Annotated in this window: 23 protein-coding genes; 14 read left to right on the forward strand and 9 right to left on the reverse strand. The window is 67.6% G+C overall.

The window, feature by feature from the left end:
- Positions 1–2: 2 nt before the first annotated feature.
- Together OVA30_RS20735 and bchF are read right to left on the reverse strand one after the other, a co-directional pair.
- A complete protein-coding gene (locus tag OVA30_RS20735; RefSeq protein WP_268176673.1) occupies positions 3–1,271 on the reverse strand; it encodes a ferredoxin:protochlorophyllide reductase (ATP-dependent) subunit N in 1,269 nt (422 codons plus the stop codon).
- On the reverse strand, positions 1,268–1,771 hold the full coding sequence (bchF, locus tag OVA30_RS20740) for a 2-vinyl bacteriochlorophyllide hydratase (RefSeq protein ID WP_268176674.1): 504 nt from the start codon (positions 1,769–1,771) through the stop codon (positions 1,268–1,270). Before bchF ends, OVA30_RS20735 begins: the two co-directional genes overlap by 4 nt.
- 256 nt (positions 1,772–2,027) lie before the next feature.
- Between bchF and OVA30_RS20745 the strand changes: the two genes are divergently transcribed.
- The 11 genes from OVA30_RS20745 (at position 2,028) to OVA30_RS20795 (ending at position 13,076) form a co-directional block, all read left to right on the forward strand.
- Complete coding sequence (locus OVA30_RS20745) at positions 2,028–2,915, forward strand: cobalamin B12-binding domain-containing protein (protein WP_268176676.1); 888 nt, start codon at positions 2,028–2,030, stop codon at positions 2,913–2,915.
- A 27-nt stretch (positions 2,916–2,942) separates the two neighbouring features.
- Positions 2,943–4,403, forward strand: coding sequence for a transcriptional regulator PpsR (gene ppsR / locus OVA30_RS20750; protein ID WP_015824820.1), 1,461 nt, complete (start codon positions 2,943–2,945; stop codon positions 4,401–4,403).
- A 122-nt stretch (positions 4,404–4,525) separates the two neighbouring features.
- Positions 4,526–5,413 carry a chlorophyll synthase ChlG gene (chlG, locus tag OVA30_RS20755; RefSeq protein WP_268176677.1) on the forward strand — a complete coding sequence of 296 codons (888 nt, stop codon included), beginning with the start codon at positions 4,526–4,528 and terminating at the stop codon, positions 5,411–5,413.
- A complete protein-coding gene (locus OVA30_RS20760) occupies positions 5,410–6,789 on the forward strand; it encodes a BCD family MFS transporter (RefSeq protein WP_268176678.1) in 1,380 nt (459 codons plus the stop codon). The genes chlG and OVA30_RS20760 overlap by 4 nt, the downstream gene beginning before the upstream one ends.
- A gap of 4 nt (positions 6,790–6,793) precedes the next feature.
- Complete coding sequence (locus OVA30_RS20765) at positions 6,794–7,987, forward strand: geranylgeranyl diphosphate reductase (RefSeq protein WP_268176679.1); 1,194 nt, start codon at positions 6,794–6,796, stop codon at positions 7,985–7,987.
- Complete coding sequence (locus tag OVA30_RS20770) at positions 7,984–8,493, forward strand: TspO/MBR family protein (RefSeq protein WP_268176681.1); 510 nt, start codon at positions 7,984–7,986, stop codon at positions 8,491–8,493. Before OVA30_RS20765 ends, OVA30_RS20770 begins: the two co-directional genes overlap by 4 nt.
- Positions 8,494–8,496: 3 nt before the next feature.
- Entirely contained in the window at positions 8,497–8,862 is a 366-nt protein-coding gene (locus tag OVA30_RS20775) for a hypothetical protein (RefSeq protein WP_268176682.1), read from the forward strand.
- Between the two features lie 43 nt (positions 8,863–8,905).
- A complete protein-coding gene (locus OVA30_RS20780; RefSeq protein ID WP_268176683.1) occupies positions 8,906–10,501 on the forward strand; it encodes a c-type cytochrome in 1,596 nt (531 codons plus the stop codon).
- A gap of 174 nt (positions 10,502–10,675) precedes the next feature.
- Complete coding sequence (gnd, locus tag OVA30_RS20785) at positions 10,676–11,668, forward strand: phosphogluconate dehydrogenase (NAD(+)-dependent, decarboxylating) (protein WP_015824827.1); 993 nt, start codon at positions 10,676–10,678, stop codon at positions 11,666–11,668.
- On the forward strand, positions 11,665–12,396 hold the full coding sequence (gene pgl, locus OVA30_RS20790; protein ID WP_268176684.1) for a 6-phosphogluconolactonase: 732 nt from the start codon (positions 11,665–11,667) through the stop codon (positions 12,394–12,396). The genes gnd and pgl overlap by 4 nt, the downstream gene beginning before the upstream one ends.
- 113 nt (positions 12,397–12,509) lie before the next feature.
- Complete coding sequence (locus OVA30_RS20795; RefSeq protein ID WP_268176685.1) at positions 12,510–13,076, forward strand: hypothetical protein; 567 nt, start codon at positions 12,510–12,512, stop codon at positions 13,074–13,076.
- A 112-nt stretch (positions 13,077–13,188) separates the two neighbouring features.
- On the opposite strand, the gene OVA30_RS20800 is transcribed toward OVA30_RS20795, so the two are convergent.
- Positions 13,189–14,961: a glucan ABC transporter ATP-binding protein/ permease gene (locus OVA30_RS20800; protein ID WP_265223692.1), complete on the reverse strand. Its 1,773-nt coding sequence runs from the start codon at positions 14,959–14,961 to the stop codon at positions 13,189–13,191.
- 270 nt (positions 14,962–15,231) lie between these two features.
- Between OVA30_RS20800 and OVA30_RS20805 the strand changes: the two genes are divergently transcribed.
- Together OVA30_RS20805 and OVA30_RS20810 are read left to right on the forward strand one after the other, a co-directional pair.
- Entirely contained in the window at positions 15,232–16,005 is a 774-nt protein-coding gene (locus OVA30_RS20805; protein WP_003603019.1) for a motility protein A, read from the forward strand.
- Between the two features lie 14 nt (positions 16,006–16,019).
- Entirely contained in the window at positions 16,020–16,853 is an 834-nt protein-coding gene (locus OVA30_RS20810) for an OmpA/MotB family protein (RefSeq protein WP_003603020.1), read from the forward strand.
- A 21-nt stretch (positions 16,854–16,874) separates the two neighbouring features.
- Here the strand turns inward: OVA30_RS20810 and OVA30_RS20815 are convergent, their stop codons facing one another.
- Both OVA30_RS20815 and OVA30_RS20820 read right to left on the reverse strand, forming a co-directional pair.
- Positions 16,875–17,381, reverse strand: coding sequence for a CAP domain-containing protein (locus tag OVA30_RS20815; protein ID WP_268176687.1), 507 nt, complete (start codon positions 17,379–17,381; stop codon positions 16,875–16,877).
- A 124-nt stretch (positions 17,382–17,505) separates the two neighbouring features.
- Entirely contained in the window at positions 17,506–20,235 is a 2,730-nt protein-coding gene (locus tag OVA30_RS20820; RefSeq protein ID WP_268176688.1) for a DUF3772 domain-containing protein, read from the reverse strand.
- A gap of 712 nt (positions 20,236–20,947) precedes the next feature.
- Here OVA30_RS20820 and OVA30_RS20825 point away from each other — a divergent pair.
- Positions 20,948–21,496, forward strand: coding sequence for an HNH endonuclease (locus OVA30_RS20825; protein ID WP_003601528.1), 549 nt, complete (start codon positions 20,948–20,950; stop codon positions 21,494–21,496).
- 7 nt (positions 21,497–21,503) lie between these two features.
- Here the strand turns inward: OVA30_RS20825 and OVA30_RS20830 are convergent, their stop codons facing one another.
- The 4 genes from OVA30_RS20830 to OVA30_RS20845 all read right to left on the reverse strand — a co-directional run bounded on the left by OVA30_RS20830 (position 21,504) and on the right by OVA30_RS20845 (position 24,826).
- A complete protein-coding gene (locus OVA30_RS20830) occupies positions 21,504–21,761 on the reverse strand; it encodes a hypothetical protein (protein WP_268176690.1) in 258 nt (85 codons plus the stop codon).
- A gap of 26 nt (positions 21,762–21,787) precedes the next feature.
- Positions 21,788–22,687, reverse strand: coding sequence for an outer membrane protein (locus OVA30_RS20835; RefSeq protein ID WP_268176691.1), 900 nt, complete (start codon positions 22,685–22,687; stop codon positions 21,788–21,790).
- Positions 22,688–22,924: 237 nt separating this feature from the next.
- Positions 22,925–23,782 (reverse strand): outer membrane protein, encoded by an 858-nt coding sequence (locus OVA30_RS20840; protein ID WP_268176692.1) that lies wholly within the window; start codon positions 23,780–23,782, stop codon positions 22,925–22,927.
- A gap of 180 nt (positions 23,783–23,962) precedes the next feature.
- On the reverse strand, positions 23,963–24,826 hold the full coding sequence (locus OVA30_RS20845; protein WP_268176693.1) for an outer membrane protein: 864 nt from the start codon (positions 24,824–24,826) through the stop codon (positions 23,963–23,965).
- Between the last annotated feature and the right edge of the window lies 1 nt (position 24,827).

Below are 24,827 nucleotides of genomic sequence, written 5' to 3' on the forward strand. Positions count from 1 at the left end.
CGCTACACCTCCAGCCGGGCGCGCCGGTCGAGCGGACGCGCAAACAATTCGGCGAGGTCGCCCGCCTGCTCGTAGCCCTGGATCGGCGTGAACAGCAGCTCGATCGACCATTTCGTGGTCAGCCCCTCGGCTTCCAGCGGGTTGGCGAGGCCGAGGCCGCACACGGTCAGATCGGGCCGGGCCGCGCGGCAGCGGTCGAGCCCGTCGTCGAGGCTCTGGCCCTCCACCACGGCGGTGCCGCTGGGCAGCCATTCGAGTTCGGCGGCGAGGTGTCCGCGATGCAGATACGGCGTGCCGACCTCGATCAGCTCGGCGCCCATCTCCCGCGACAGGAAGCGGGCGAGCGGCACTTCGAGCTGTGAATCGGGGAAGAAGAACACCCGCTTGCCGGCGAGCTTTTTGGCATACGCGGCCAGAGCCTGACGGGAGCGGCGCAGGCCCGGTGCCGTCACCGCCTCGAAGCGGGCGACATCGACGCCGAAGGCTTCGGCCGCCGCGCGAAGCCACTCGGTCGTGCCTTCCGCACCCAGCGGAAACGGGGCGGCGATGCGCTGGCCTCCACGCTCTTCCAGGGCGCGCGCGGTGTCCGCGAGGAAGGGCTGGGCCAGGAGAAAGCGCGTCCCGCGTCCGACCGCGGGCATCTGGCCCGCCCGTCGGGCCGGCAGGAAGCGGGCGGCGATCCCGAGATCGGAGAACAGCCGAGCGAACTGGTCCTCGACCACGTCGGCGAGTGCGCCGACGACAAGGAGTTCGTCCGTCGCCGCCGCCTCGGGCAGTTCCGGCACGAGCGAGGCGAGGCAGGCATCCTCGCCCTGCGTGAAGGTCGTCTCGATGCCGGAGCCCGAATAGTTCAGCACCCGCACGTCCGGGGCGAGCCGCCGCGACAGCCGCTGGGCCGCCCGCGACAGGTCGAGCTTGATCACCTCCGAGGGGCAGGAGCCGACGAGGAACAACAGCCGGATATCGGGACGCCGCTCGATCAGCCGCGTCACCACCCGGTCGAGTTCCTGGTTCATATCGGCAAGGCCAGCGAGATCGCGCTCGTCGATGATGGCGGTGGCAAAGCGCGGCTCGGCGAAGATCATCACGCCCGCTGCCGACTGGATCAGGTGGGCGCAGGTGCGGGAGCCGACGACGAGGAAGAACGCGTCCTGAATCTTGCGGTGGAGCCAGACGATTCCGGTGAGGCCGCAGAACACCGCCCGCTGGCCGTGCTCGGCGCGGACGGTGACGTCGCACTCGCTGGCGGGAAGGGGCGCGTGCGCGTTCACCGGGCCACCTCCCCGGCGAGGGTGAGGGAGGCCGGCGCTTCGAGCCGCGCCGCCCGCAGCTTCAGAAGGAACTGGCCGGCATTGATGAGGTAGGCGGCGTAGGCGGCGAGCGCGAGGACCAGCAACCCTTCCGTATCGAGCCAGCCGAGGCCGAGTGCGGCGAGATAGGCCGTGTGCAGCGCCAGCACGAGCATGCTGAACACGTCCTCCCAGTAGAAGGCCGGCGCGAACAGGTAGCGGCCGAACACGACCTTCTCCCAGATCGAGCCCGTGACCATGATCGCGTAGAGAACGAGGGTCTTGGCGACGACGGAGGCGTTGGCCGCCGCGGCCCCCTCACCCGTGGTGAGGGTGCGCAGGACGAGACCGAGACTCACCGCGAAGACGAGAAACTGCAGCGGAGCCAGAACCCCCTGCACCAGCGTCCAGCGCGACGCGTCGCGCCGCTGACGCTGAGCGCTCGTGTAGAGCGGTTGTTGCCGGCCCTGGTGCTGACGCATGGCGTCCGCCCTCGCTCGCCCTTCGGCCCCGTCTTCGGAGGCCTCGACGCCCTGAACCTAGGCCTGGCTGCCCAAAAGTGTCAACTGAAGTTGACGCTCATTGAAGATTACATTTCCGTCGGGGTCGGCGGGGCCGGGGATTGCCAATCGTGAGCGGAAGCGTATCGTTGGGATACACGCGTCCGTTGCCCTGGTGCCGATCAGCGCATTAAATTGCACGCTGCATCCACCGAGCCGCATCCTCAGGGAGACGCCCATGGGCGACTGGAGGCATTTCGGCGAGCGTCTCGAGTTTCCTGCTGTGTCACCGGAATGCGGTGTCGTGGCCGAGCCGCTTGTCCCCTCGGCGTTCGAGCAGCAGCCCGACGGACACGGGATGCGACGACAGTTGGCCAGCGTGGTCGAGGCGGAGATTCTGCCACGGCTGATGCTGGCTCACCGCGATCGGGCGGCGCCGCGGCCCCCTTCCGTTGGGCACCGGCCGACACCGGACGAAGTCCAGCGCCTCAGCGACCTGCTGCTCGCCCGCACCGACACCGATCTCGCGCCCCATCTCCTAAGCATCCTCGACGAGGGGCTGACCCTCGAAGGGATGTTGGTCGATCTGCTGGCGCCGGTGGCGCGGCATCTCGGGTGGCTCTGGGAGGAGGATGCCTGCGATTTCGTCGACGTAACCGTGGCCCTCGGGCGCCTCCAGGCCGCGACGCGCGACCTGTGCGCGCGGCTCGAGAACGATGGGGTCGATCCCGCAGGGCGCAGCATCCTCCTGCTACCCGGTCCGGGCGAGGCGCATGTTTTCTGTCTGTCGCTGGTTGCCACGATCTTCCGCGAATCGGGGTGGGACGTGACCACCACAGGCGCTCAGTCGAGCCTCGACGCGGCGGACCTCGTCCGCATGGAATGGTTCGACATCCTCGGGCTGACGCTGTCCTGCGATGTTTTCCTGCCCGCCCTCACGGATCGAATCCGTGCCCTGCGCGCCGCTTCGTGCAACACGCGCATCAAAGTCTTGGTCGGCGGCCCCTATTTCGCCCGGAATCCTGATCACGTCCGCCTTGTTGGCGCGGATGGCACAGCGGAAGATGGGCGTCTTGCACCGCTCATTGCGGAAAGCTTGCTTGAAATGCGGACGCGAGCCTGTTGATAAGGGCGCTTCCAGCGCCATCACAAAGTGTTGACCTTGAGCAGCTTGGCGAGCCCTTCTCCTCGGCGCCCCACCCCGGCGCTGCAACAGGCAGCCGGTCTCCTCGATGGAGAGGCGGCCGGGCTGCTGATTGCTGCCACCTCCGATCTCTCCCTGGTGGTCGATCATCACGGTATCATCCGCGATACCATGGCCGGCCGGGCCGATCTTGAGGGACAGGGCATCGAATCCTGGCTCGGGAAGCCCTGGATCGACACGGTCACCGTCGAGAGCCGTCCGAAGATCGATGCGCTGCTGCGCGATGCGGCGCCCGGTACGATGACCCGCTGGCGGCAGGTCAACCATCCCTCTCCTACCGGCACGGACCTACCGATTCGCTACGCCACACTCCGTCCGCAGAAGGATGGGCCGATCATCGTGGTCGGGCAGGATCTGCGGACGATCGCTGCGCTTCAGCGCCGTCTGGCCGAGACGCAGCAGGCGCTGGAGCGGGATTACGACCGCCTGCGCACCGCCGAGACCCGCTACAAGCTGCTGTTCCAACTCTCCGGTGAGCCGGTTCTGGTGGTCGATGCCGGCACGCGGCGGGTGACGGAGATCAACCCGGCGGCGATGCGGTTGCTCGGGCGGCCGCAGAAACGCGTGATCGGCCAGGATGCGGCCGACCTGTTCGACGCGGGCAGCCTGCGGGACTTGCAGAGCTTGTTTGCCGGCCTGCGCGTCACCGGGCAGGCGACGGATCTCGTCGCGCCACTGGCCGGCGGCCGGGGCGACGTCCGGGTCTCCGCCTCCCTGTTTCGTGGCGAGGGCACGACCTCGGTGCTGTTGCGCCTCGCCACGCTGGTTCCGGCGGCGCCGGAGCGCGTCGAGTTCGGACATGGCGCGCTCGACATCATCCAGCGGATGCCGGAGGGCTTCGTCGTCACCGACGCCGCGCGCCGTATCCTCACTGCCAACACCGCCTTCCTCGATCTCACCCAGCATGCCACCGAGGAACAGGTCCGCGGCCGAACCCTCGACACGTGGCTCGGCCGTGGGGAAACGGACGCACTCGCGCTGTTCGCGATGCTGCGCGATCACGGCTCGGTACGCCATTTCTCGACGGCGATGCGCGGCCAGTACGGCTCGATGGAGGAGGTGGAGGTTGCCGCCGTCTCCACCTCTCACGCCGATCAGCCCTGTTTCGGCTTTACCGTTCGCGCGACGCCGCGGCGGGCGGCCCCGGTTCATGCCGGCGGCGGGCACGACCTGCCCCGCTCGGTCGAGCAGATGACCGAACTCGTGGGGCGCGTCTCCATGAAGGCCCTGGTGCGCGAGACGACCGACCTCATCGAAAAGCTGTGCATCGAGGCGGCCCTCCGAATCACGCGCGACAACCGCGCCTCGGCGGCGGAGATGCTTGGCCTGAGCCGTCAGGGTCTCTACGCGAAGATGCGTCGCTACGGCATCGGCGACCTCGACGGCAACGACCCTGAGTTGACCTCTTAGGCCTTTTCACGGCGATCGGCGCTATAATGCATCGATCAAAAACGAGTGACATCGCGATCTTATTTGTGGTCATGTGTAAAGCTTGATTGACACATGTGGCCGGGCGCCAGTAGCTTTCGAGCATGGCAACGCCCGCGCCGAGCGCCATCGTCGAGCTTCTCAAGCCCATCACGTGGTTCGCACCGATGTGGGCGTTCGGCTGCGGGGTCGTTTCCTCCGGTCAGACGCCGTCCGGGCAGTGGCTGGTCATCGCCGCGGGCGTGCTGCTCGCCGGGCCGCTGGTCTGCGCCACGAGCCAGGCCGCCAACGACTGGTTCGATCGCCATGTCGATGCCATCAACGAGCCTGACCGGCCGATCCCCTCGGGACGCATTCCCGGTCGGTGGGGCCTTTATCTCGCGGCCGGCTGGACGGTCCTGTCGCTGGCCGTCGCCGCGATGCTCGGACCCTGGATCCTCGGTGCCGCCCTGTTCGGCCTCGTGCTTGCCTGGATCTACTCGGCGCCTCCATTTCGGCTGAAGCAGAACGGCTGGTGGGGCAATTCGGCGGTGGCGCTCTGCTACGAGGGGCTGCCCTGGTTCACCGGCGCCGCGGTGATGGCCGCCTCGATGCCCGACCGGCGGGTGCTTCTCGTCGCCCTGCTCTACTCGGTCGGTGCGCACGGCATCATGACCCTCAACGACTTCAAGTCGGTAGAGGGGGACCGGGCTATGGGACTGCGCTCGCTGCCGGTGCAGCTCGGCTCGGATCGCGCGGCGCGCTTCGCCTGCCTCGTCATGGCCTTGCCGCAGATGGTGGTGGTCGCGCTCCTCCTCCATTGGGAGCGCCCCTGGCATGCCACGCTGATCGGCGCCCTGCTCGTGGGGCAGCTCGTCCTGATGACGCATTTCCTGAAGGCGCCCCGCGCCCGCGCCGCTTGGTACAACGGCACCGGCACGACGCTTTACGTCTTCGGCATGTTGGCCTCGGCTTTTGCGCTGCGTCCGCTCGTGCAAGGGCTGGCGCCATGACCGACATGCCCGCCGCCATCGCTCGACCCTTCCCTCGATCGTTCTCGTGGCTCCAGATCGTTCGGCTCGGCCTCGTCCAGACCGCGCTCGGGGCGGTCGTGGTGTTGATGACATCGACCATCAACCGGGTGATGGTGGTGGAGCTGGCGCTGCCCGCGATCGTGCCCGGCGCCCTCGTCGCCCTGCACTACGCCACGCAGGTGCTGCGTCCGCGATGGGGCTACGGCTCCGATATCGGGGGGCGGCGGACGCCGTGGATCGTCGGCGGCATGGCCGCGCTCTGCCTCGGCGGTTTCGGCGCGGCGGCCGCGACCGCGCTCGCGGCGAGCCACCTCGCCGCCGGCCTTGGGCTCGCCGTCCTGTCCTTCCTGCTCGTCGGCATGGGCGCAGGCGCGGCGGGTACCTCGCTCCTCGTCCTGCTCGCGACCGGGGTGGAAGCCGGGCGCCGGGGCGCGGCGGCGACCATCGTCTGGGTGATGATGATCGCCGGCTTCGCCGTTACCGCGCCGCTGGCCGGCCACTTCCTTGATCCGTTCTCGGGCGCGCGGCTCGTCGCCGTGTCGGGCACCGTCTCCCTCATCGCCTTCGCCGTGGCTGTGCTGGCGGTGGCCGGCATCGAACCGCGCCGCCCCGAAGCCGCCGCCGGCCGGGCCGAGACGAAGCCGCCGTTCCGCGCGGTGCTGGCGCAGGTGCTGGCCGAGCCCGCGGCCCGGCGCTTCACCCTGTTCATCTTCGTCTCGATGCTCGCCTACAGCGCGCAGGAGCTGATTCTTGAGCCCTATGCCGGCCTCGTCTTCGCGATGACGCCGGGAGCGACGACCAAGCTCGCCGGGCTTCAGCACGGCGGCGTGCTCGCCGGCATGCTGTTCGTGGCCGGCGTCACCGTGTTCATCGGCGGACCGGTTCTGGGTTCGCTGAAGCTCTGGACGGCCATCGGCTGCGGCCTCTCCGCTTTGGCGCTCGGGACGATCGCTGCCGGCGGGCCGATCGGGCCCGACTTTCCCTTGCGCGCGGCGGTGGCCGGCCTCGGCTTCGGCAACGGCGTCTACGCCGTGGCGGCGATCGGTTCGATGATGGCGCTGGCCGGGCGCGGCGGCGAGGCCGAGCGCGGCACCCGCATGGGCGTCTGGGGCGCGGCCCAGGGCGTGGCCTTCGGTGCCGGCGGCTTCCTCGGCACACTCGCGGTTGATCTCGCCCGCCTCGTCGCCTCCGAACCCGTCTACGCCTACGCGGCGGTGTTCGCGGCGGAAGGTGTGCTGTTCCTCGTCGCCCTGCTCATCAGCCTGCGCGTCGAGCACGTCACCGTCGGCCGGCGGCACAACCTGCTGACCGAGACGGCCTCCTTCCAGCTCAATTCCGGCTTCGAGGCGCGGTAACGCCATGACACACCACGACGCTTCCGAAACCTTCGACGTCGTGGTGGTGGGGGGCGGTCCCGCGGGGGCGATCGCGGCCGCCGACCTCGCCGCCTCCGGGCGGCGGGTGCTGCTCCTCGACAAGGCGGGGCGGATCAAGCCCTGCGGCGGCGCGATCCCGCCGCGGCTGATCCGCGACTTCGCGATTCCCGACGCGCTCCTCGTCGCCCGTATCCGGTGTGCCCGGATGGTGGCGCCGAGCGCCCGCTCGGTCGACATGCCGGTCGGCGACGGCTTCGTCGGCATGGTCGATCGCGAGCATTTCGATCCGTATCTGCGCGAGCGGGCAGCGCTCGCCGGGGCGGACCTGCGCGACGGCCTGTTCGAACGCATCACCCGCGAAAGCGCGGGTCTCGCCACGGTGCATTACCGCTCCGGCAAAGGCGGCGAGGAACACTGGGTGCAGGCCCGCCTCGTCATCGGCGCCGACGGTGCGACCTCCGCGGTCGGACGCGCCGAGATTCCGGGGCATGCCCGGATGCGACAGGTCTTCGCCTATCACGAGATCGTCCGGCGCCCTGCGGAGACCGGGCACGACGGCGCGCGCTGCGACGTCTACTACCAGGGTCGCCTCTCGCCGGATTTCTACGCCTGGATCTTTCCGCATGGCGAGACCGTCAGCGTCGGCACCGGCAGCGCCCGAAAGGGCTTCTCCCTGCGATCAGCGATCCGCGATCTGCGCGCCGATACCGGCCTCGATGCCTGCGAGACGATTCGCCGGGAGGGCGCCCCGCTTCCCCTCAAGCCGTTGCGGCGCTGGGACAACGGACGCGACGTGCTGCTCGCGGGCGACGCGGCGGGCGTCGTCGCGCCGGCTTCCGGAGAGGGCATCTACTACGCGATGCTCGGCGGTCGCCTTGCTGCGGAGGCGGCGGGCGCCTTCCTCGCCACCGGCGATGCCCGCGCCCTCGCCCAGGCGCGGAAGCGGTTCATGCGGCTGCACGGACGCGTCTTCTGGATCCTCGGGATGATGCAGTGGGTCTGGTATCGCAGCGACACCCTGCGGGAGCGCTTCGTCTCGATCTGCAAGGACAAGGATGTCCAGCAGCTCACCTGGGACGCCTACATGAACAAGGAACTGGTGCGCGCCAAACCGGCCGCGCATGCACGGATCTTCTTCAAGGATCTCGCGCACCTGTTCCGCTGGGTCTCGCCGTGAGCGGCCTGCTGGCCGGCGGCTGGGGACCGCCCGTCGTCGCCGCCCTCGTGGCGCTCGCCGTCGCGGCGGCGGGCGGGGTCGCGACCCGGACGGACGCCTGGTATCGCCGCCTACGCGTCCCCGGCTGGAAGCCGCCGGACTGGGCTTTCGGGCCGATCTGGACCGTGATCTTCATCCTCACCACCGCCTCCGCGATCATCGCCTGGAACGCCGATCCGGACCCGGCCGCGCGGGGCCGGCTCGTCGCGGTCCTCGCCGTCAACGGCGTGCTCAACATCGCCTGGAGCGTGATCTTCTTCCGGCTGCGTCGGCCCGATTGGGCCTTCGCCGAGGTGCTGCTGCTGTGGCTCTCCATCCTCGCCGTGATGGTCATCGTCGGCCAAGTCTCGACGCCTGCTGCCCTGCTCAACCTTCCCTACCTCGCCTGGGTCAGCACCGCCGCCTGCCTGAACCTCACCGTCGTCCGGCTGAATCCGCGCTTCGGGCCGCGCTTCGGGAGCGCGTGATCCGTGGACGAGCTCTTCGCCCCGCTCTTCGCCTCCGGGCGGATCGTCGACGCCATCCTCGTGCTGGTGGTCCTCGAGGCGCTAGTGCTGCTCGGTATGCGCGCCCGCTGGGGCCGCGGCCCGGCACCGGGGGCGCTGCTGAGCAACCTCGCCTCCGGTGCGGCGCTGATGCTGGCCCTGCGGGCGGCGCTCACCGGCACAGCGTGGCCTGGCATCGCGGTTTGGCTGGCCGCGGCGCTCGCCACGCATCTCGCCGAGATGGTGATCCGCTTTCGTCGTGACGGAGCGGCGGCGTCGCCGGACTGTGACAAGCTGGCCGAGAACAACCAGAAGTGGCGAACGTTCGGTGCGCGTCCGCCGATGACCTAGAACGATACTTTATCGAGGCCCTCGACATCTGGAGATCGAGTTCATGACACGCCTCAATGCCCTGGGCTCCGGTTGGCTCGCCGTCGCCGCGCTCCTCTCGGTCGGCACGGCTCACGCGCAGGAGGCGGATGCAGACCTGATCAAGCGCGGCGAATATCTGGCGACGGCGGGCGATTGCACCGCCTGCCACACCAAGACTGGCGGCAAGTACATGGCCGGCAATTTCAAGCTTGATACGCCGATCGGGGCGATCAAGACCCCCAACCTCACGCCGGATGACGAGACCGGCATCGGCAAGTGGAGCTACGAGACCTTCGAAAAGGCGTTCCGTCACGGCATCGGCGACGAGGGTGAGTATCTCTACCCGGCCTTCCCCTTCTCTTGGTACACCAAGGTTTCGGACGACGACACGAAAGCGATCTTCGCCTACCTCAAGTCTCTCACGCCGGTGAAAGAGAAGCGGGAGGACAACGAGATCCCCTTCCCGTTTAATGTCCGCACTGCTCTGATCACGTGGCGCATCGCCTTCTTTACCGAAGGGCGTTTCGAGCCCGATCCGAAGGCCAGCGCGGAGGTGAACCGCGGCGGGTACTTGGTCGAAGGCCTTGGCCATTGCGGCATGTGCCACAACGAGCGGAAGCTCGTCGGCAATTCGAGCCTGGCCGGTCGGTTCGGCGGCGGCGTCATCGACGGCTGGTACGCGCCCAACATCACCCCAGACGGGCATCAGGGCATCGGCGCCTGGAGCGACGAGGAGGTCGTCAGCTACCTCAAGACCGGCACGGCCCCCGGCAACCGGCCGGGCGTGGCCGCCGGCCCGATGCGCCAGACCATCGAGGAATCGCTTTCCAAGATGACCGACGCCGACCTGAAGGCGATGGTCGCCTATCTGCGCACGATTCCCGCCAAGCAGACCTATAAGGAGAAGGATCTTCAGTCCTTCAACCAGCCGGGCGCGCCGGGCGCCGACACCTACCTCACCTATTGCTCCTCCTGTCACCGGCCGGACGGCAAGGGCGTCGAGGGTGCGATTCCGGCACTGGCCGGGAACACCTCGATCCAGTCCGGCGGCCCCGAGACCATCATCAACGTGATCGTCGGCGGTCTTGCCGCCCAGAGCGGCTACGCACCGATGCCGGCCATCGGCCAGGAGATGACCGACCAGCAGATCAAGGACGTCACCGACTACATCCGCAATTCCTGGGGCAACAAGGCTCCGGTCGTGTCGGAATCCGGGGTCGTCGCGACCGCGCGTGGGAAGATCAAGACGATGATGGCCGGCAACGCGCCCTGCTCGACCATCGAGAACGAACGGCTCAAGGCCAGCATCGAAGAGGCCACCGGCGGCGACGCGCTGAAGGGGCTGAAGCCGAACGACTTCGTTCCGGTCCTCGCTCGCATTGCACCGAAGGTGAAGGCCGCTGCGCCCGGGGCCGGCGACGACGCCGTGGTCAACGGGCTGCTCTCGTCCTTCTGCATGGCGAATCGCAGCGACCAGGATGCGGAGCCCCTGCCCTGGTCGGTGACCATCGGTACGTTCGGCAACATCGCCTACAGCCAGGTCAAGAACCCGGAGAAGCGGGCGGAAGCGAGCCCCGGCCAGCCGCCGGCCTCGGGGTCGACACCGCCTAAGCCTTGATTCCGGTTTTTACGCCCTACCATTGGCAGGTGCGGTCACCGTTCCGTAACGCGCGGACGGTGAGCCGCGAGGGATCGCACGACGGATCCTGATCGAGCATCGTCCCGAAAGGTGGTTGCCGGCTTTCGGAAAAAGATGATGCAAAAGCAAAAGCCTCGATGGGAGTGCGAGCCTATGCAACTCGGCATGATCGGCCTCGGCCGGATGGGCGGCAACATCGTCCGCCGCCTCCTGCGCGACGGCCACACGGCCGTGGTCTACGACCGCGATCCGAAAGCGGTCGAAGCCTTGGCTGCCGAGGGTGCGACACCCGCCTCCAGCCTGGAGGATCTCGCCGCCAAGCTCGAAGCGCCACGCACCGCCTGGGTGATGCTGCCAGCCGGCCATATCACCGAGGAGACGGTGACCGCGCTCGGCGGTCTCCTGAGTGCCGACGACTGCATCATCGACGGCGGCAACTCGTTCTATCAGGACGATGTCCGCCGGGCTCGTGATCTCGACGCCAAGGGTATCCATTACATCGATGTCGGCACGTCCGGCGGCGTGTGGGGCCTGGAGCGCGGCTACTGCATGATGATCGGCGGCCACAAAGAGGCTGTGGATCGGCTCGATCCGATCTTCCGCACCCTGGCGCCGGGCCTCGGCGAGATCCCGCGCACGCCCGGCCGCGAGGCGCGCGATCCGCGCGCCGAGCAGGGCTACATTCATGCCGGCCCGAGCGGGGCCGGTCACTTCGTGAAGATGATCCACAACGGCATCGAGTACGGCCTGATGCAGGCCTATGCCGAGGGCTTCGACATCCTCCGCCACGCCAACGCCCCCGATATTCCGGAGGCGCGCCGGTTCGATCTCAATCTCGGCGACATCGCCGAGGTCTGGCGGCGGGGCAGCGTGGTCTCCTCCTGGCTCCTCGATCTGACGGCCGCCGCCCTGGCGGGCGACGAGCGTCTTGAAGGCTTCTCCGGTTACGTCGAGGATTCCGGCGAGGGCCGCTGGACCATCAATGCGGCGATCGAGGAGGCCGTGCCGGCCACCGTTCTCTCCAGCGCCCTCTACCGCCGCTTCCGGTCCCGCGAGGATGAGAGCTACGCCGACAAGCTGCTCTCGGCGATGCGCCAGGGCTTCGGCGGCCACAAGGAGCCGCCGCGCCGGGGGCCCGCGCCATGATCTCGCTTCCCCCGAACACCGAGCTGATGGCGGATGCCGAGGCGACGGCCCGTGCGGCGGCCGAGCATCTGCTGGCGATGGCCGAGGGTGCGGAGGGCGAGCGCATCGCGATCTGCCTCTCTGGCGGCTCGACCCCGAAGCGGCTCTACAAGCTGTTGGCCTCCCCCGGCTTTGTCGAGCGGGTGCCGTGGGCACGCATCCACTGGTTCTTCGGCGACGACCGGGTGGTGCCGTGGGACGATGCGTTGAGCAACGTCCGCATGGTCCGGGAGGCGTTCGGCCATGCCGCGCCGGTGCCGGCGACGCATCTGTACTTCATCCCCTCCGATCATGGAGCCGAGGCCGGCGCCCGCGCCTACGAGAAGACTTTGCGCGACTACTACGGGGCTGGAGAGCTCGATCCCGAACGACCGTTGTTCGACCTCGTGCTGCTCGGCCTCGGCAGCGATGGCCATACGGCCTCGCTGTTTCCGGGCAAGCCGGCTCTTTCCGAACGCACGGCCTGGGTCGCGCCGGTTCCGGAAGCGGGATTGGAGCCGTTCGTGCCGCGCATCACCCTGACCTTTCCGGCTCTGGCCTCGTCGCGCTCGGTGCTGTTTCTCGTCAACGGTGCGAGCAAGCGCGAGCCACTGCAACGGCTCGCCGACGGCGAAGATCTGCCGGCGCGCCATGTCGAGAGTGCCGGGCGCGTGACGTGGTATGTCGATCGCGACGCGGCCGCAGCCTGACCGACTGCCGAACAGCCGCGATACGCCCTCTGCGATCGGCGCTTACGCCTCATTTCCGACGTCGGTCTTACCCGTGTATGAACGGCCGATCCTCGTTCAACCGGAGTACTCCGATGGTAGGAGCCGAAGACGCCGCCATGCGGGATTCCTGGCCGCAGCTCCGTCAGCCACGCCCCGTTCCGCGGCGTAGCCGTATCCTGCCGGGGCCGCTGAAGTCGCTCGAACGGCGCAGCCACAGGCCGGTCTGGGGCACGAGTCTCGGCGTGATCGGCCTTTCGCTCGTCGCGACCTGGGCGATCGCATCGCAGATCCATTCGAGCCCCGCCGACGCGCCTCACATCACCGCTGCGCCGGTCGCCGAGTCGCTTTCGGACGCCTCGCAGCCTGCCCGCATCGTCGGCGCCGCGCTCGCACCGCAGGTCACGCCGGCGCCCGAACTGCCGATTGCGGTCGAGACGCCGTCCCCGGCGTTGCCCGCCGTCGAGGCTTCCGAGGAACGGCCACCGGCTGCCTCTCTGGCGGCTGCACCGGCTCCGGCTCCGAAGCCCGTGGCTGCGCTTCCGGCCGAACTCGGCACCCTGCCGGTTCTGGAACTCGACGAGACGACGTTCGACGCGATGCAGGCTCCGGCTCCGGAGAACCGCTCCCGCACCTTCACGCGGACTCCCGCAAGGCCGTAAATCCAGAGTCCGAAACAATGACGCCCCCGATCGCGACGCGAGCGGGGGCGAATTTGTGTGTGGTGTCAGGCGCTTCGACCGCGCCGGATCTTTCGTTTGGGTCTGGCTTGCCTCAGGCGGCCAGCGGCATGTCGTCCTCGGCCTCGGCCGCCATGAACTGAGCCCGGGCGAGCGTGGCGAAGCGCTGGTTGAGGGCGACGAGTTCGTCGAAATTGCCGGCCTCGACGATTTTGCCGTTCTCGAACACGAGGATGCGGTCGGCGTTGCGGATCGTGGCGAGGCGGTGGGCGATCACGAAGGTCGTGCGTCCCTCCATCACCGTCTCCAGCGCCTGCTGCAGCTTGCGCTCGGTCGCCGCGTCGAGGGCGCTGGTCGCCTCGTCGAGGATCAGCATCGGCGGGTTCTTCAGCAACGCCCGCGCGATGGAGAGGCGCTGGCGCTCGCCACCGGACAGCGACCGGCCGCGCTCGCCGATGATCGTGTCGAGTCCATCGGGCTGGCGCGCCATGAACTCGCTGGCCTGTGCCCGATCGAGGGCGTCGAGCATCTCGGCATCGGTCGCGTCGGGGCGGCCGACCTGGAGGTTCTCGCGGATCGAGCGATTGAACAGCATCGGCTCCTGGAAGACGACGCCGATGTTGTGGCGCAGGCTCGACAGGCCGATGTCGCGGATGTCGATGCCGTCGATGCGGATGGCGCCGGCATCGGGATCGAAGGTCCGGTGCAGCAGGCCCAGCGTAGTGGACTTGCCCGAACCCGTGGTGCCGACGAGCGCCACCGTCTCGCCGGGGCGGGCGGCGAAGGACACGCCGTCCAGAGCGCTGCGGCGGCCGTCATAGGAGAAGGCAACCTCGTCGAAGGTCACCTCGCCCTCGAACCGGGCGACATGCTTGGCATGCGGCCGGTCGCGGACGGTCGGCACGGTGTCGAACACCTCGAAGAACTCGCGCATCTTCGGGGCCTGCATGAACACGCCGTTCACGAAGGTCACGACGTGGTCGAGCTTGGTCACGAGCATGGTGGCGAGGCTCATGAAGGCGACGATCTCGCCGACCGTGGCCGCACCCTTCTGGTGCAGGGCGATGCCGGTGATGAAGATCGCGGTCATGGTCAGCGTGCCGGAGGCGCGGGTGGCGACGTTGGCCAGCGCCCACCACGACAGGACCGGGATCTGCACGCGGAGCAGGTCCTGGATGATGGTGCGCATCGCCTCCTTCTCGGCGCGCGCACGGGTGAAGGACTGGATCACCGCGACGTTGCCGAGCGCGTCGGAGGCGTGGGCGGCCAGCCCCGACTGGAACTCCTCGACCTCGCCCTGGAGCGTCTCGGTCCGGCGCAGGACGTAGCTGGCGAGCGCCGTGAAGGCGAGAACCAGCACGACGAGGATCGCGCCGAGACGCCAGTTCACGAACAGCGTCAGCGGCAGGAGCACGCCGACCGAGAGCAGCGCGGAGAAGTGCTCGCGGAAGAAGTTGAGCCAGACCCAGGCCATGGCATTCGTGCCTTCCAGCATCGCCTTCAGGACGCGGCCGGAATGGTTGGACGAATGGAAGGCGATCGGCAGTTCGAGCACGTGCTCGAAGAAGTTCGCCATGGTCGAGAGCCGGTTGCGGTGGGCGAGTCGGTCGGAATGCAGGGCGATCGCGACGCCCGCCCCGATGGTGAACAGGCCGAACACGACCCATGCGACGATCCAGGGCGCGAGCGTGGTCGCGGGCGCGTCCTTGGAGAGATGGGTCAGGCCGTCGATGATGCGGCCCATGATCAGCGGCTCGGCAAAGGCTGCCACCGCGAGCGCGACATTGGCCGCGATCAAGCCGGCGGCCAGCCGCTTTTCCGCTCCCAGCAGGCCGAGCACCCGCGCATAGAGGCGAATCATCGACATCGTGCTTTCGCTCCCCGCCCCGTCCGGCCACAAGCCGTGGGGATCTCAACGTTGGAACCGGAACGTCCCGGCGCCGCCCCACCGAGAGCCTGCGGTTCTCCGCGCAGGGCCACTCGGTCAATCGGCACGGGGACTTATGGCTGTCCGCCCCTGAACGGCACATGACGGGGAACGGTCGCTTCCTCCAAGCCCCTTTACCGTTCCTTCAGCCTGTTTTTTTAGAAGTTGGGGACGGCCTGCACGATTGGCCGGGCTTCGGACATCGGCGTCATGGATCTCGCAACCGGTATCGGGCTTGTCGGCGGGGTCGGCGTGGTGTTCACGCTGATCATGATCGACGGCGGCAACTTCGCGGCCTACTTCGACAAACACGCCGTGATCGTCATCTTCGGCGGCGCGATCGCCGCGACGATGATCCGCTTTCCCTTCTCGACCATGCTGCACGGCCTGCCGATGGGCCTGCGCTACGCCTTCACCATGCGCTCGGTGAAGCCGCACGAGCTGATCGAAGAGATCACCAAGATTGCCGACGTCGTGCGCAAGTCCGGCCCGATCGCCCTGGAAAACATGGAGATTTCCGATCCGTTCCTGGCCCAGGGCGCGCGCTATATCGCCGACGGCTACGATCGCGACTTCATTCGCGACACGATGGAACGCGACCGCGACAACTTCCTGATGCATCTCGACGAGGGCTCGAAGATCTACCGCGCCTTCGGCGACTGCGCCCCAGCCTGGGGCATGATCGGCACCATCCTCGGCATGGTGACGATGTTCGCCAACATGTCCGATCCCTCGAAGCTCGGCCCCGCCATGGCGACCGCGCTGCTTGCGACGCTCTACGGCGCGCTGATCGCCAACATGATCACCCTGCCGATCGCCGACAAGCTGCACGTCAAGCTCGAGGAGGAGGACGTCTCGCGCTCCCTCATCATCGACGGCATCCTGCTGATCCGCGATCAGAAGAGCCCCTCGCTGGTGCGCGAGATGCTCATTGCCTACCTGCCGGCCAACCACCGCGAAGAACTCGCTGCGGAAGCGGCGTAACGGGGGTTTGAGCGGTGGCCAAGAAGAAGCGCGGCGGCGCCCATGGCGGTCACGGCTGGTTCGTGACCTTCGCCGACCTGATGGCGCTCCTGATGAGCTTCTTCGTCATGATCGCCGCCTACTCGACGCAGGACCAGAAGAAACTCCAGGTCGTCGCCGGCTCGATGCGCGACGCCTTCGGCGTGAACAAGGAATCGAAGTTCGCCGGTATCCTGGAGAGCGAAGGAATTCCGACCGCGGACAAGTTCAAGCACCTGCGCGACGTGCCCCCCGAGCGCGCCACCGATCGCACGACGCCGCCGCAGATCGATAGCGGCCTCGACGACGGCATTCCCGACCGCGGCTATCCCGACGCCTTCGGCCAGGCCGCCGCCTCCCTGCGGCAGGCGATGCAGGACATGCCGGAAGTGGCGGAATTGTCGAAGAACGTCATCATCGCGCCGAACCGGAAGGGGCTCGACGTCTCCATCGTCGATCAGGACGGCCGCTCGATGTTCCCCGAAGGATCGAGCCGCCCCAACGACCGCACCCGCCGGCTGCTCGAACGACTGGCGCCGACGCTGATGAAGCTGCCGAACCGCATCGCCGTGACCGGCTTCACCGCGACCACCCGTCCCGGCACCCGCGACACCGCTCCGCCTTGGGAACTCTCGGCCAACCGCGCGCTGAGCGTGCGCGACGTCCTGGCCGGCGCCGGCCTGCCGGACGACCGCTTCGCCTCGGTCACGGGCAAGGCTGACACCGAGCCGATGTTTCCCGACAACCCCTATCTCGCGGCCAACCGCCGGGTCACGGTCACGCTTCTCGCCGAGCCGCCGCCGACGCCGAACGGCAAAGCCGTACCCTGAGGGCGTCTGCGCCGCTCGCGGTTACTTGGCGACCAGCAAGGCCCAGTAGACCTTGTATTTGGAGCCCGGCGCGTAAGCGGTGGCGATGCCCATTCGCGTCGCCTCCGGAGACAGCATGACCGCCCGGTGCGGAGGGCTGTCGCGCCAGCCCGAGAACGCCTCTGCCAGCGTGTGGTAGCCCGCCGAGAGGTTGGCATCCGCCCCGTCATAGCCGAGCCGGGTCACAGCCGCGCGCACCGTTTGGCTCTTACTCGGACGGTCCGAAGCGGCCATGGCGGCGGCCTCGGTCTCGGCGAGCCGCTGCAATTCGGGATCGATGACGAGCGGGGCGGCGCCGTTGTTGCTGCGATAGGCCGAGATCATGTCCCGGGCCGCCGCCGTATCCACCGCGGTGCTGCCCGTGGTGAGCGGCAGATACATGCTCGGCAGCCCAGTGGTGTCGGGCGTCATCTTCCCCGCACAACCCTGAAGCAGGGCGACGAGAGCGAGGACCGCAGGCGCGGCAAGGAGGGTCTGAAGTCCGAGCACGACAACGGCTTTCCGGTGAACAGGGGAATGAGGTGGCCCCTGCGCCCGGTAAACTCAAGTGTATCGGTGCCGCCGGCCCCGATATCCTCAGGCCCGGCGGCGTTTTTCCGAAGGCCGCTCGTGCCTATCCGTGGCGCCGACGGTTCACATCCTGCGATTCGTTCGCCGGGCTGCGGGGAGCGGTTTCCTCCGGCTCCGAACTCTTCCTGGCATCGCCCGCTCCAGAGGCCGCGGGTGCGATCACCTGCGTGGCCGAGCTGCCGACCGCGTGAGCGATCTGTCCGAGCGCGTCGCGGACCGGTTCCAGACCCTGGACGGTGATGAAACTCGAAGCCGGGCCCATCGGCGGGATGAACTCGGCATCCGCCAGGGTCTTGAACACCGAGAAATTGAGGTCGCTCTGCACCTTCTGGCCGAGGTTGACGTCGACCACCATGGCGACCAGCTCGAACTCGAGGAAGGGATCGCCGATCTTCTTGAACACCACCCGCGGCGGCGGCTCCTTGAGCACGTCCGGATGGGCCTTGGCGCAGGCGACCATCATCTCGGCGGCCTGGACCGGATCCTTGCTGCGCAGGACGCTGACGGAGAGGATGACTCGCCCGGTTCGGTCGCCGCGCACGCGGTTCTTCACGATGCCGGAGATCAGGTTCGAGTTCGGCACGATCACGGCCGAGCGGTCGAAGGTCTGGATTTCGGTGGAGCGCACCGAGATCCGCTTCACGATGCCCTCGCTGTCGCCGATCAGCACCTGATCGCCGACCCGGATCGGACGCTCCCAGAGCAGCAGCAGGCCCGAGACGAAGTTGTTGACGATCGACTGAAGACCGAAACCGATACCGACCGAGAGCGCGCCGGCGACGATGGTGAGCTTCTCGAGGCTGAGGCCCAGATACGAGAAGGACAGCGCCAGGGCGACCAGGAAGCCGACATAGCCCGCGACCGTCGAGATCGAGTTGCGCAGGCCGGCATCGAGGTCGGTCGCCGGCAGGTAGGTGTTCTCCAGCCAGCGCTGCACGCCGCGGGTGATGAACACGCCGACCCCGAGGATGCCGATGCCGTAGGCGATGGAGGACAGCGAGATCGTGACGTCGCCGACCTTGAAGCCGAAGAAGGCCGTGCGGATCGAGGAGAACACGTCCGTCGAATCGAGCCCCCAGGGCGCGAGTGTCAGAAGTGCCGCGACGGCGATCAGCACGACCCGGCCGAAGCCCGTCACCAGCACCGCGATCTGGTTGAGCGAGCGCTTGCGCAGCCCGGTATTGGCCTGGAGCGTCGTGGCGAGGCGGGTCTCCTCGCACAGCGAGCCGCCGATCAGCACATCGACGCTCATGATGAGGAGCCAGAGCAGGACGAGGACGCTCGCGCTCCAGATCAACTGATCGACGAGGAAGGCCGAGAGCGCGACGTAGCCCACGAAGGGGGCCACCGCGATCACCGCGACCGCGACCCAGCCGAGCAACCGCAGCGGCCCGCCGATATTGGCCGAGGTATCGGTGCCGACATAGGGGCCGAAGCACTCTTCCTCCTTCTCCGCGGTGTCGGCGAAGCGATGGAGGCCAATGGCGAGCAACAACGCGGCCGTGACGGCCCCGATGCCGCGGGTGGCGATGGAAATCGGCAGCGCGGCGTAGATCGCCGAGTTCAGCGCCTCGGTCGATTTCGACACCGTGATGACCACGGCGATGCTGACGGCGAGCGCGTTGATTCGCCATGCCGCGGCGTCCGAGACCGGCGCCGGACGCCAAGCCGGCTTGTTGACGGCGAGCAGCGCGTCGGCGGTCGCCTCGACGAAGGCGATGAAGGCGATGCCGCCGAGAATGATGCTGGCGACCGGCAGGAACCGAGCGGGCAGCAACTCGGTGACGTCGAGGGCGTAATAGACCGCGTAGCTGCCCGCCAGCGCCGGTAGCGTGCCGAGCAGGAGCACGCGCCATGCACCCAAAAGCTTGGCACGCTTCGACGGCGTGGTGACGTTGATGTCCCGGCGGCCAAGCGCCGGAGCGATGTTGCGGCGCCCGAAATACAGGGCGAAGGACAGGCCGAAGGCAAGGCCGAGAACCAGCAGGTTCCACAGGGTGCCGTTGCGGCGGAACAGAGAGACGGTGTCGTCGACACCGCTGCGCAGCGAGCTGAGGTCCCGCGGAATGTCGGCGGCGACCCGCATCCACAGGTCGGGGCTGAGCAGCGAGGAACTGCGCTCGAACAGGCCGCGGGTGAAGGCGGCGCGACGGCGATTCGAGATCTGATCGACGATCTGGTCGCTCTGCACCAGCAGCGACTTGGCCAGGCGCTGGGTGCCGTCGATGTCGTTGACCGCCTGCTCGCGCTCGGCCCGCTCACGCGCGACCTCCTCGCCCTCCTCGCCCTCCTTCGGCTTCGGGCCGATTTGCGTCAGCCGCTCGCGCGCGGCTTCCAGCCGCGGCCCGAGCAGCTCGATCACCGACCGCAGCCGGTCGGCGAGCGGGTCGAGCCCGTCGCGCGCGCGGGTCAGGTCGCCCGCCCCGACATTCTGTCCGGAAATCGCCTTTTCCCGCGATTCGAGATCCGCCTTGATGGCGTCGAGCCGGTCGCGGAGCGTTTGCAGCGCCTCCGAGACGGGCACCTTGGGCGCGGCCGGCTTGGCAGCCGGCGCGGCCTGCCCGTCCGTTGCAGGCGGTTGACCGTTCGCCGGTGGCGCCGCCGTCTGGTGCTTCGGGGTCGGTGCCGACTGAGCGGCCGGCGCTGGCGCGCCAGGCGGAGTCCCCTGCCCCACGGCCGCATTCGGCAGCAGAGCCGCCGCGGTCAATGCCGCGATCAGGGCCTTGCTGCGCATCATGTGGCGGACACGGGTGAGAAGGGAGTGTCGTAACATCGTCGTCCTTCGCGGGGAACGGGATCGCGTCGGGTGATCGGCGCCAGGGCAGCCTGGCCGGCCAGTTCGCGGATGGTGTCGCGCGCGACCACAGCCGTCTGCGCCGCGCTCATGGGGCTCGGTATCCAGCACAGCCCTTGAGCTAGGGGCACGGCGTGACTTGCCGAGGGGCGCGCCGCCAAACTTTTTGCAACGCACAACGGCGCGTCGGCCCGGCCTGTCTGCCCGCGTAATGGGGCAAAAGCGTGCGGAACGGAGCGATCGACGCCAATTCAAAGGAAAATCATTGGCCGCGACGTCACGGACGGTCGGTTCGCCTTCACAAGCTTGTCACGCTGATATTACACTAAGCCGCGATGGACTTGGCCATATCCTCACGCAGCGAGGAGGCGGCGCTGATCGTCCGCCCCGCCACGCTTCGGTTCGAACCGGCAGGATTCGCCGGTCGGGGAAGCTGTTGGCGTCAAGATCCCTCCCAACCTTTCGATTCCCGCCAACCCGCCCGAGCGCGACGCGCTGAGGCCATGGGTTTGGCGCGAGCGCGCGCGACAGCCTGCGGACTCGCGGCCGTGTCGGGGCGTCATGCCCTCCGGCACGGTTCCGAGGCGCCCCCTGGGCTCCGGTTGTCGCGGGTACGGCATGGCCCTTCGGACCTTCGGCGTCCGAGGCCGAGGCGCCCGAGGGGCGCCGTCACGAGCAGTGAGTGGCGTCGATGATCGATCTGCAAACCCTGGTGCTCAACGCGGATTACAGGCCGCTTTCCTACAACCCGCTCTCGTTGTGGTCCTGGAAGGACGCATTCACGGCGCTGTTCCTCGATCGCGTCACTTTGGTCGCGAACTACGATGTCGAGGCGCACAGTCCCAGCCGGTCCCTCAAGGTGCCGAGCGTGGTCGCCCTCAAGAGCTACGTCGCGCTGGCCCGCAGCCCAGCCTTCACCCGCTACAACATCTACCTGCGCGACACCTTCTCCTGCCAGTATTGCGGTCTGCGTCTCCCCTCGGGCGGGCTGACCTTCGATCACGTCGTGCCCCGCTCACGCGGCGGCCTCTCCACCTGGGAGAACGTCGTGGCGGCCTGCTCACCCTGCAATCTGCGCAAGGCCAATCGCACGCCGCACGAGGCTGAGATGCCTCTGCTCAACGAGCCGCACCGGCCGACGCGGCACGAGCTGCACCGCCGCCAACCGGAGTTCGACCACCGCCAGTATCACCACACTTGGCTCGACTACCTCTACTGGGACAGCGAGCTCGACAGTTGACCGCGGGTCAACGCAACGGCTGCGGGGGCTCATTGAACATCGGCTGATTGGTCGGCCGCGGCACGTAGGCCCGGACGGCGAACCGCTCGACCGGCGGCGACGCGCGAAAGCGCGGGCGCGGATCGCGATAGGGCATTTCTGGGGGGAGTGCCGTGACGGTGGGGCGTGTCCTGAGATGCCGATTGCGGCTCTCGGCTTGCGCATGCGTCATCGCGGCAGAGAAGCCGACGAGCGTCGCGGCCGTGAGCAGAAGCAGATGGCGCATGGCGGCTCTCCGGTCTCGGTCCCGCGTCAGAACTTGATGGCGGCGCCGCCACGCACAGTGTTCAACTCGGCCTTATGGCCCTGAAAGTCGTTGAACAGGACGTATTGATACTCGCCGCGGAGCAGGAAGTTCGGCGTGATGGCGTATTCGAGGCCACCACCGACGGCGATGCCGGCTACGGTGACCTTCTTCGTGGTTCCGTGAACTGTACCGGGCGCCGGGATGCTGCCGGGCGGATTATTCTGGAAGAAGACCGAGTAGCCATCGTTGTCGATGTATGATTTCGTAGTGCCCGTCTGATTGGTGGCGTAAGTTGTATTATTGTAGCCGTAATCCTGAATTGTAACCGTGTCGCGGACAGTCGCCCGGCCGAGTGCCAAGCCGCCCGTAACGAAGGGAAGGAAATTGCCAAAGGCGTAGCCAAGTCGGCCTCTGATCGTCCCATAGTCTTGTATTTTTGTGCTGGCTTGGCCGCTTAGATTGACAGTACTAAGAAAGTTGTCCTTCGTGATCATGTAGCGGGCGATTTGATCGGAAGTGGTTCCACTCTGACCAAAGTACGTATAATCGGCCTCGAAGCCCACGACGACATCTTCGAACTGGTAGTTGACGCCGGCAAACACGCCGTAGCTCGCCCCGCCAGAATGGGTAGCGCGTGCCGCGAGAAGATGAGATGCGTTCATCTCCGCCTCCGCGACGGTATACCGGAGCGCGTTTGCCACGATCGGCTGAAAGGCGTTGCCGAAACCGAGGGCCGCTGACGAGTATCCGCCATGCCCACCGACATAGAACCCGCTCCAGTCGATGATCGGAGCCGGTGCCGGGTAATCATCGTCGTAGCCGCGCAGCACGCCGTAATCGAGATCGGCAGCGAGAGCGGGTGAAACCAGAACGGTCGTCAGTAGAGCCAGGGTCGCGATACGCATCGTCGTCGTCCTCACGCACCGGGCCGTTGCTGCGCCGGGCTGACCCTTTCGTACTAGTTCAGTAACCTTAATTTTTCGTGCCGGACCAACATTGGATGGCGTTCCGAGATCGCGGGATCATGCCCTCACCTATCGTTTTCGGCGCGAGACGCGAGCGTTCTGTGCGACGGCCCAAACGAGAACGGCGCCCGGGGGCAAGCCCGGACGCCGTGCGGTTCTGAAACCGTGTTGGTCGATTCAGTTGCCGAAGTTCCGAACCGGAGAGGCGAGCAGGCCGTCGGCGAAGCGGTAGCGAAGGCCGACCCGGAATTCGCTGGCCGTCAGATCCTTGACGCGGGTGAGGCCGCCGAACTCGTCCAGTCCGCTGCGGATCCGGCCGAGATCGATGTAGCGGTAGGCCGCGTCGACGCTGAAGCCGGCGCCGATATCGTAGGACAAGCCGGCCGTCAGAGCCCAGGCGAAGGTCATGACCGAGTGGTTGGCGCGGAAGGCGGCGTTGCGCGGTCCCGTGCCCGCAGACCCGTCGCAGCCGTCGATCAGGCAGGTGGTCTGGGTGTAGTTGCGGCTCATGCGCTTGTCGGCGAAGCCGACGCCCGCGCCGACGTAAGGCGTGAAGCCGTACCACGTTCCGATATCGGCGTAGACGTTGACGAGGCCGGTCAGCACATCGACCTTGCCGGCTTCGAGATTGTAGCCGGTCTCGAACACCGAGCGCGAGGAGTAGCCGCGGAAGGAAGAGGGGGCGCGCTGGTCGATGGTGGCATCGACGCGCAGCCACGGATTGATCTGGTAGCCGACGCCGCCGCCGTAACCGGTCTCAGAACTCAGGCGCAGCCCGACGAGCGGCGGCATGCCGGGATCGTTCGGATCGAGAATGGCGTCGTCGCGCGGGTGGTCGTACCAGCTCTGCGTGAAGTCGCCGCGCAGATACCAGCCGCTGCCGATGGTCACCGGCTCGACCTGCACGGGCGGCGGCGGGGGCGGCGGAAGCAGATCCGCCGCGGCGGCAGGGGACGCGAAGGAGCCGGTCAGCACCCCGAGGAGGGTGCCAGTCGCGAGCGTGGCCGCCAGCGCCAGACGATGCGATGCGATCATGGGAAGCCTCGTCTGAGGCAGCAGGAGATGCCCGCGCCTCGATTGACCGGCAGATTTACCGATAAAGGTTATGATCGGCTTAACCTTAACCGGCAGGGAACCAGAGATTTAGCCGCTTGAAAACAAAGACGGCGCGGAGAGTGTCCGCGCCGTCACAATACAATCGAAGGTTCGGGAAGATCAGTACTTGCGCACCAGCGGGGGCGGCGGCGCGTAATCGACCGCGGCAACGGCGACCGGAGCGCCGAACAGGTAGCGCAGACCGACCTTGACGTCGTGGGCTTCCAGTTCCTTCACGCGGTAGACGGTCTTCGGGCAGTCCGGAGCGCAGGTCACGACGCCGGTGGTGGCCTCGCCCATGTTGAGGTAGCGGTAGGCCACCTCGAACCTGATGTTCTGCGTCACGGCGTAGCCGAGACCGGCATGAAGCGCCCAGGCAAAGTTCGTCCGCTCGTTGTGGCGGCCGATGCCGTAGCCCCCCTCATACGCGCCGAAGCCCTTGTCGGTCACGCCGCCGAAGCTGTGGTGGGCGACACCGACGCCGGCACCGACGAACGGCGTCACGCCGTACCACGTACCGAGATCGACATAGCCGTTGGCAAGGCCGACGATGGAATCGAACTTCCCGCTCGTGACGTTGTAGCCGCCGGTATCGCCGAAGGTCTTGTCCTCGGCCACGAACGTCCACTTGCTGCGGAAGCGGTACTCACCGGTCGCATCGACGCGCAGCCACGGATTGATCTGATAGCCGACGCCGCCGCCGATGAAGTACTGGTTGGAGACTTTGTCCTGCACGACGGCGTAGTCGTACGGCTTGGGCGGATGCGAGACGTCCTCGGCAATGCTCTTGCGCAGGTCGAGCGATCCGTAGCCGCCATCGACGCGAAGATACCACCCGCCCGCGAACACTTCCGGCTCGGGCAGCGGCTCGGGCATGGGCGGCGGCGGCAGCAGGTCGGCGGCTTGTGCGAGGCAGGGCACCCCGACGCTCGCAAGGAGCGTGAGGGAGCGCGCCAATGCGAGAATTTTGGTGCGGCGGCGCATT

The organism is Methylorubrum sp. SL192 (genome assembly GCF_026672325.1).
Classification (GTDB): Bacteria; Pseudomonadota; Alphaproteobacteria; order Rhizobiales; family Beijerinckiaceae; genus Methylobacterium; species Methylobacterium extorquens.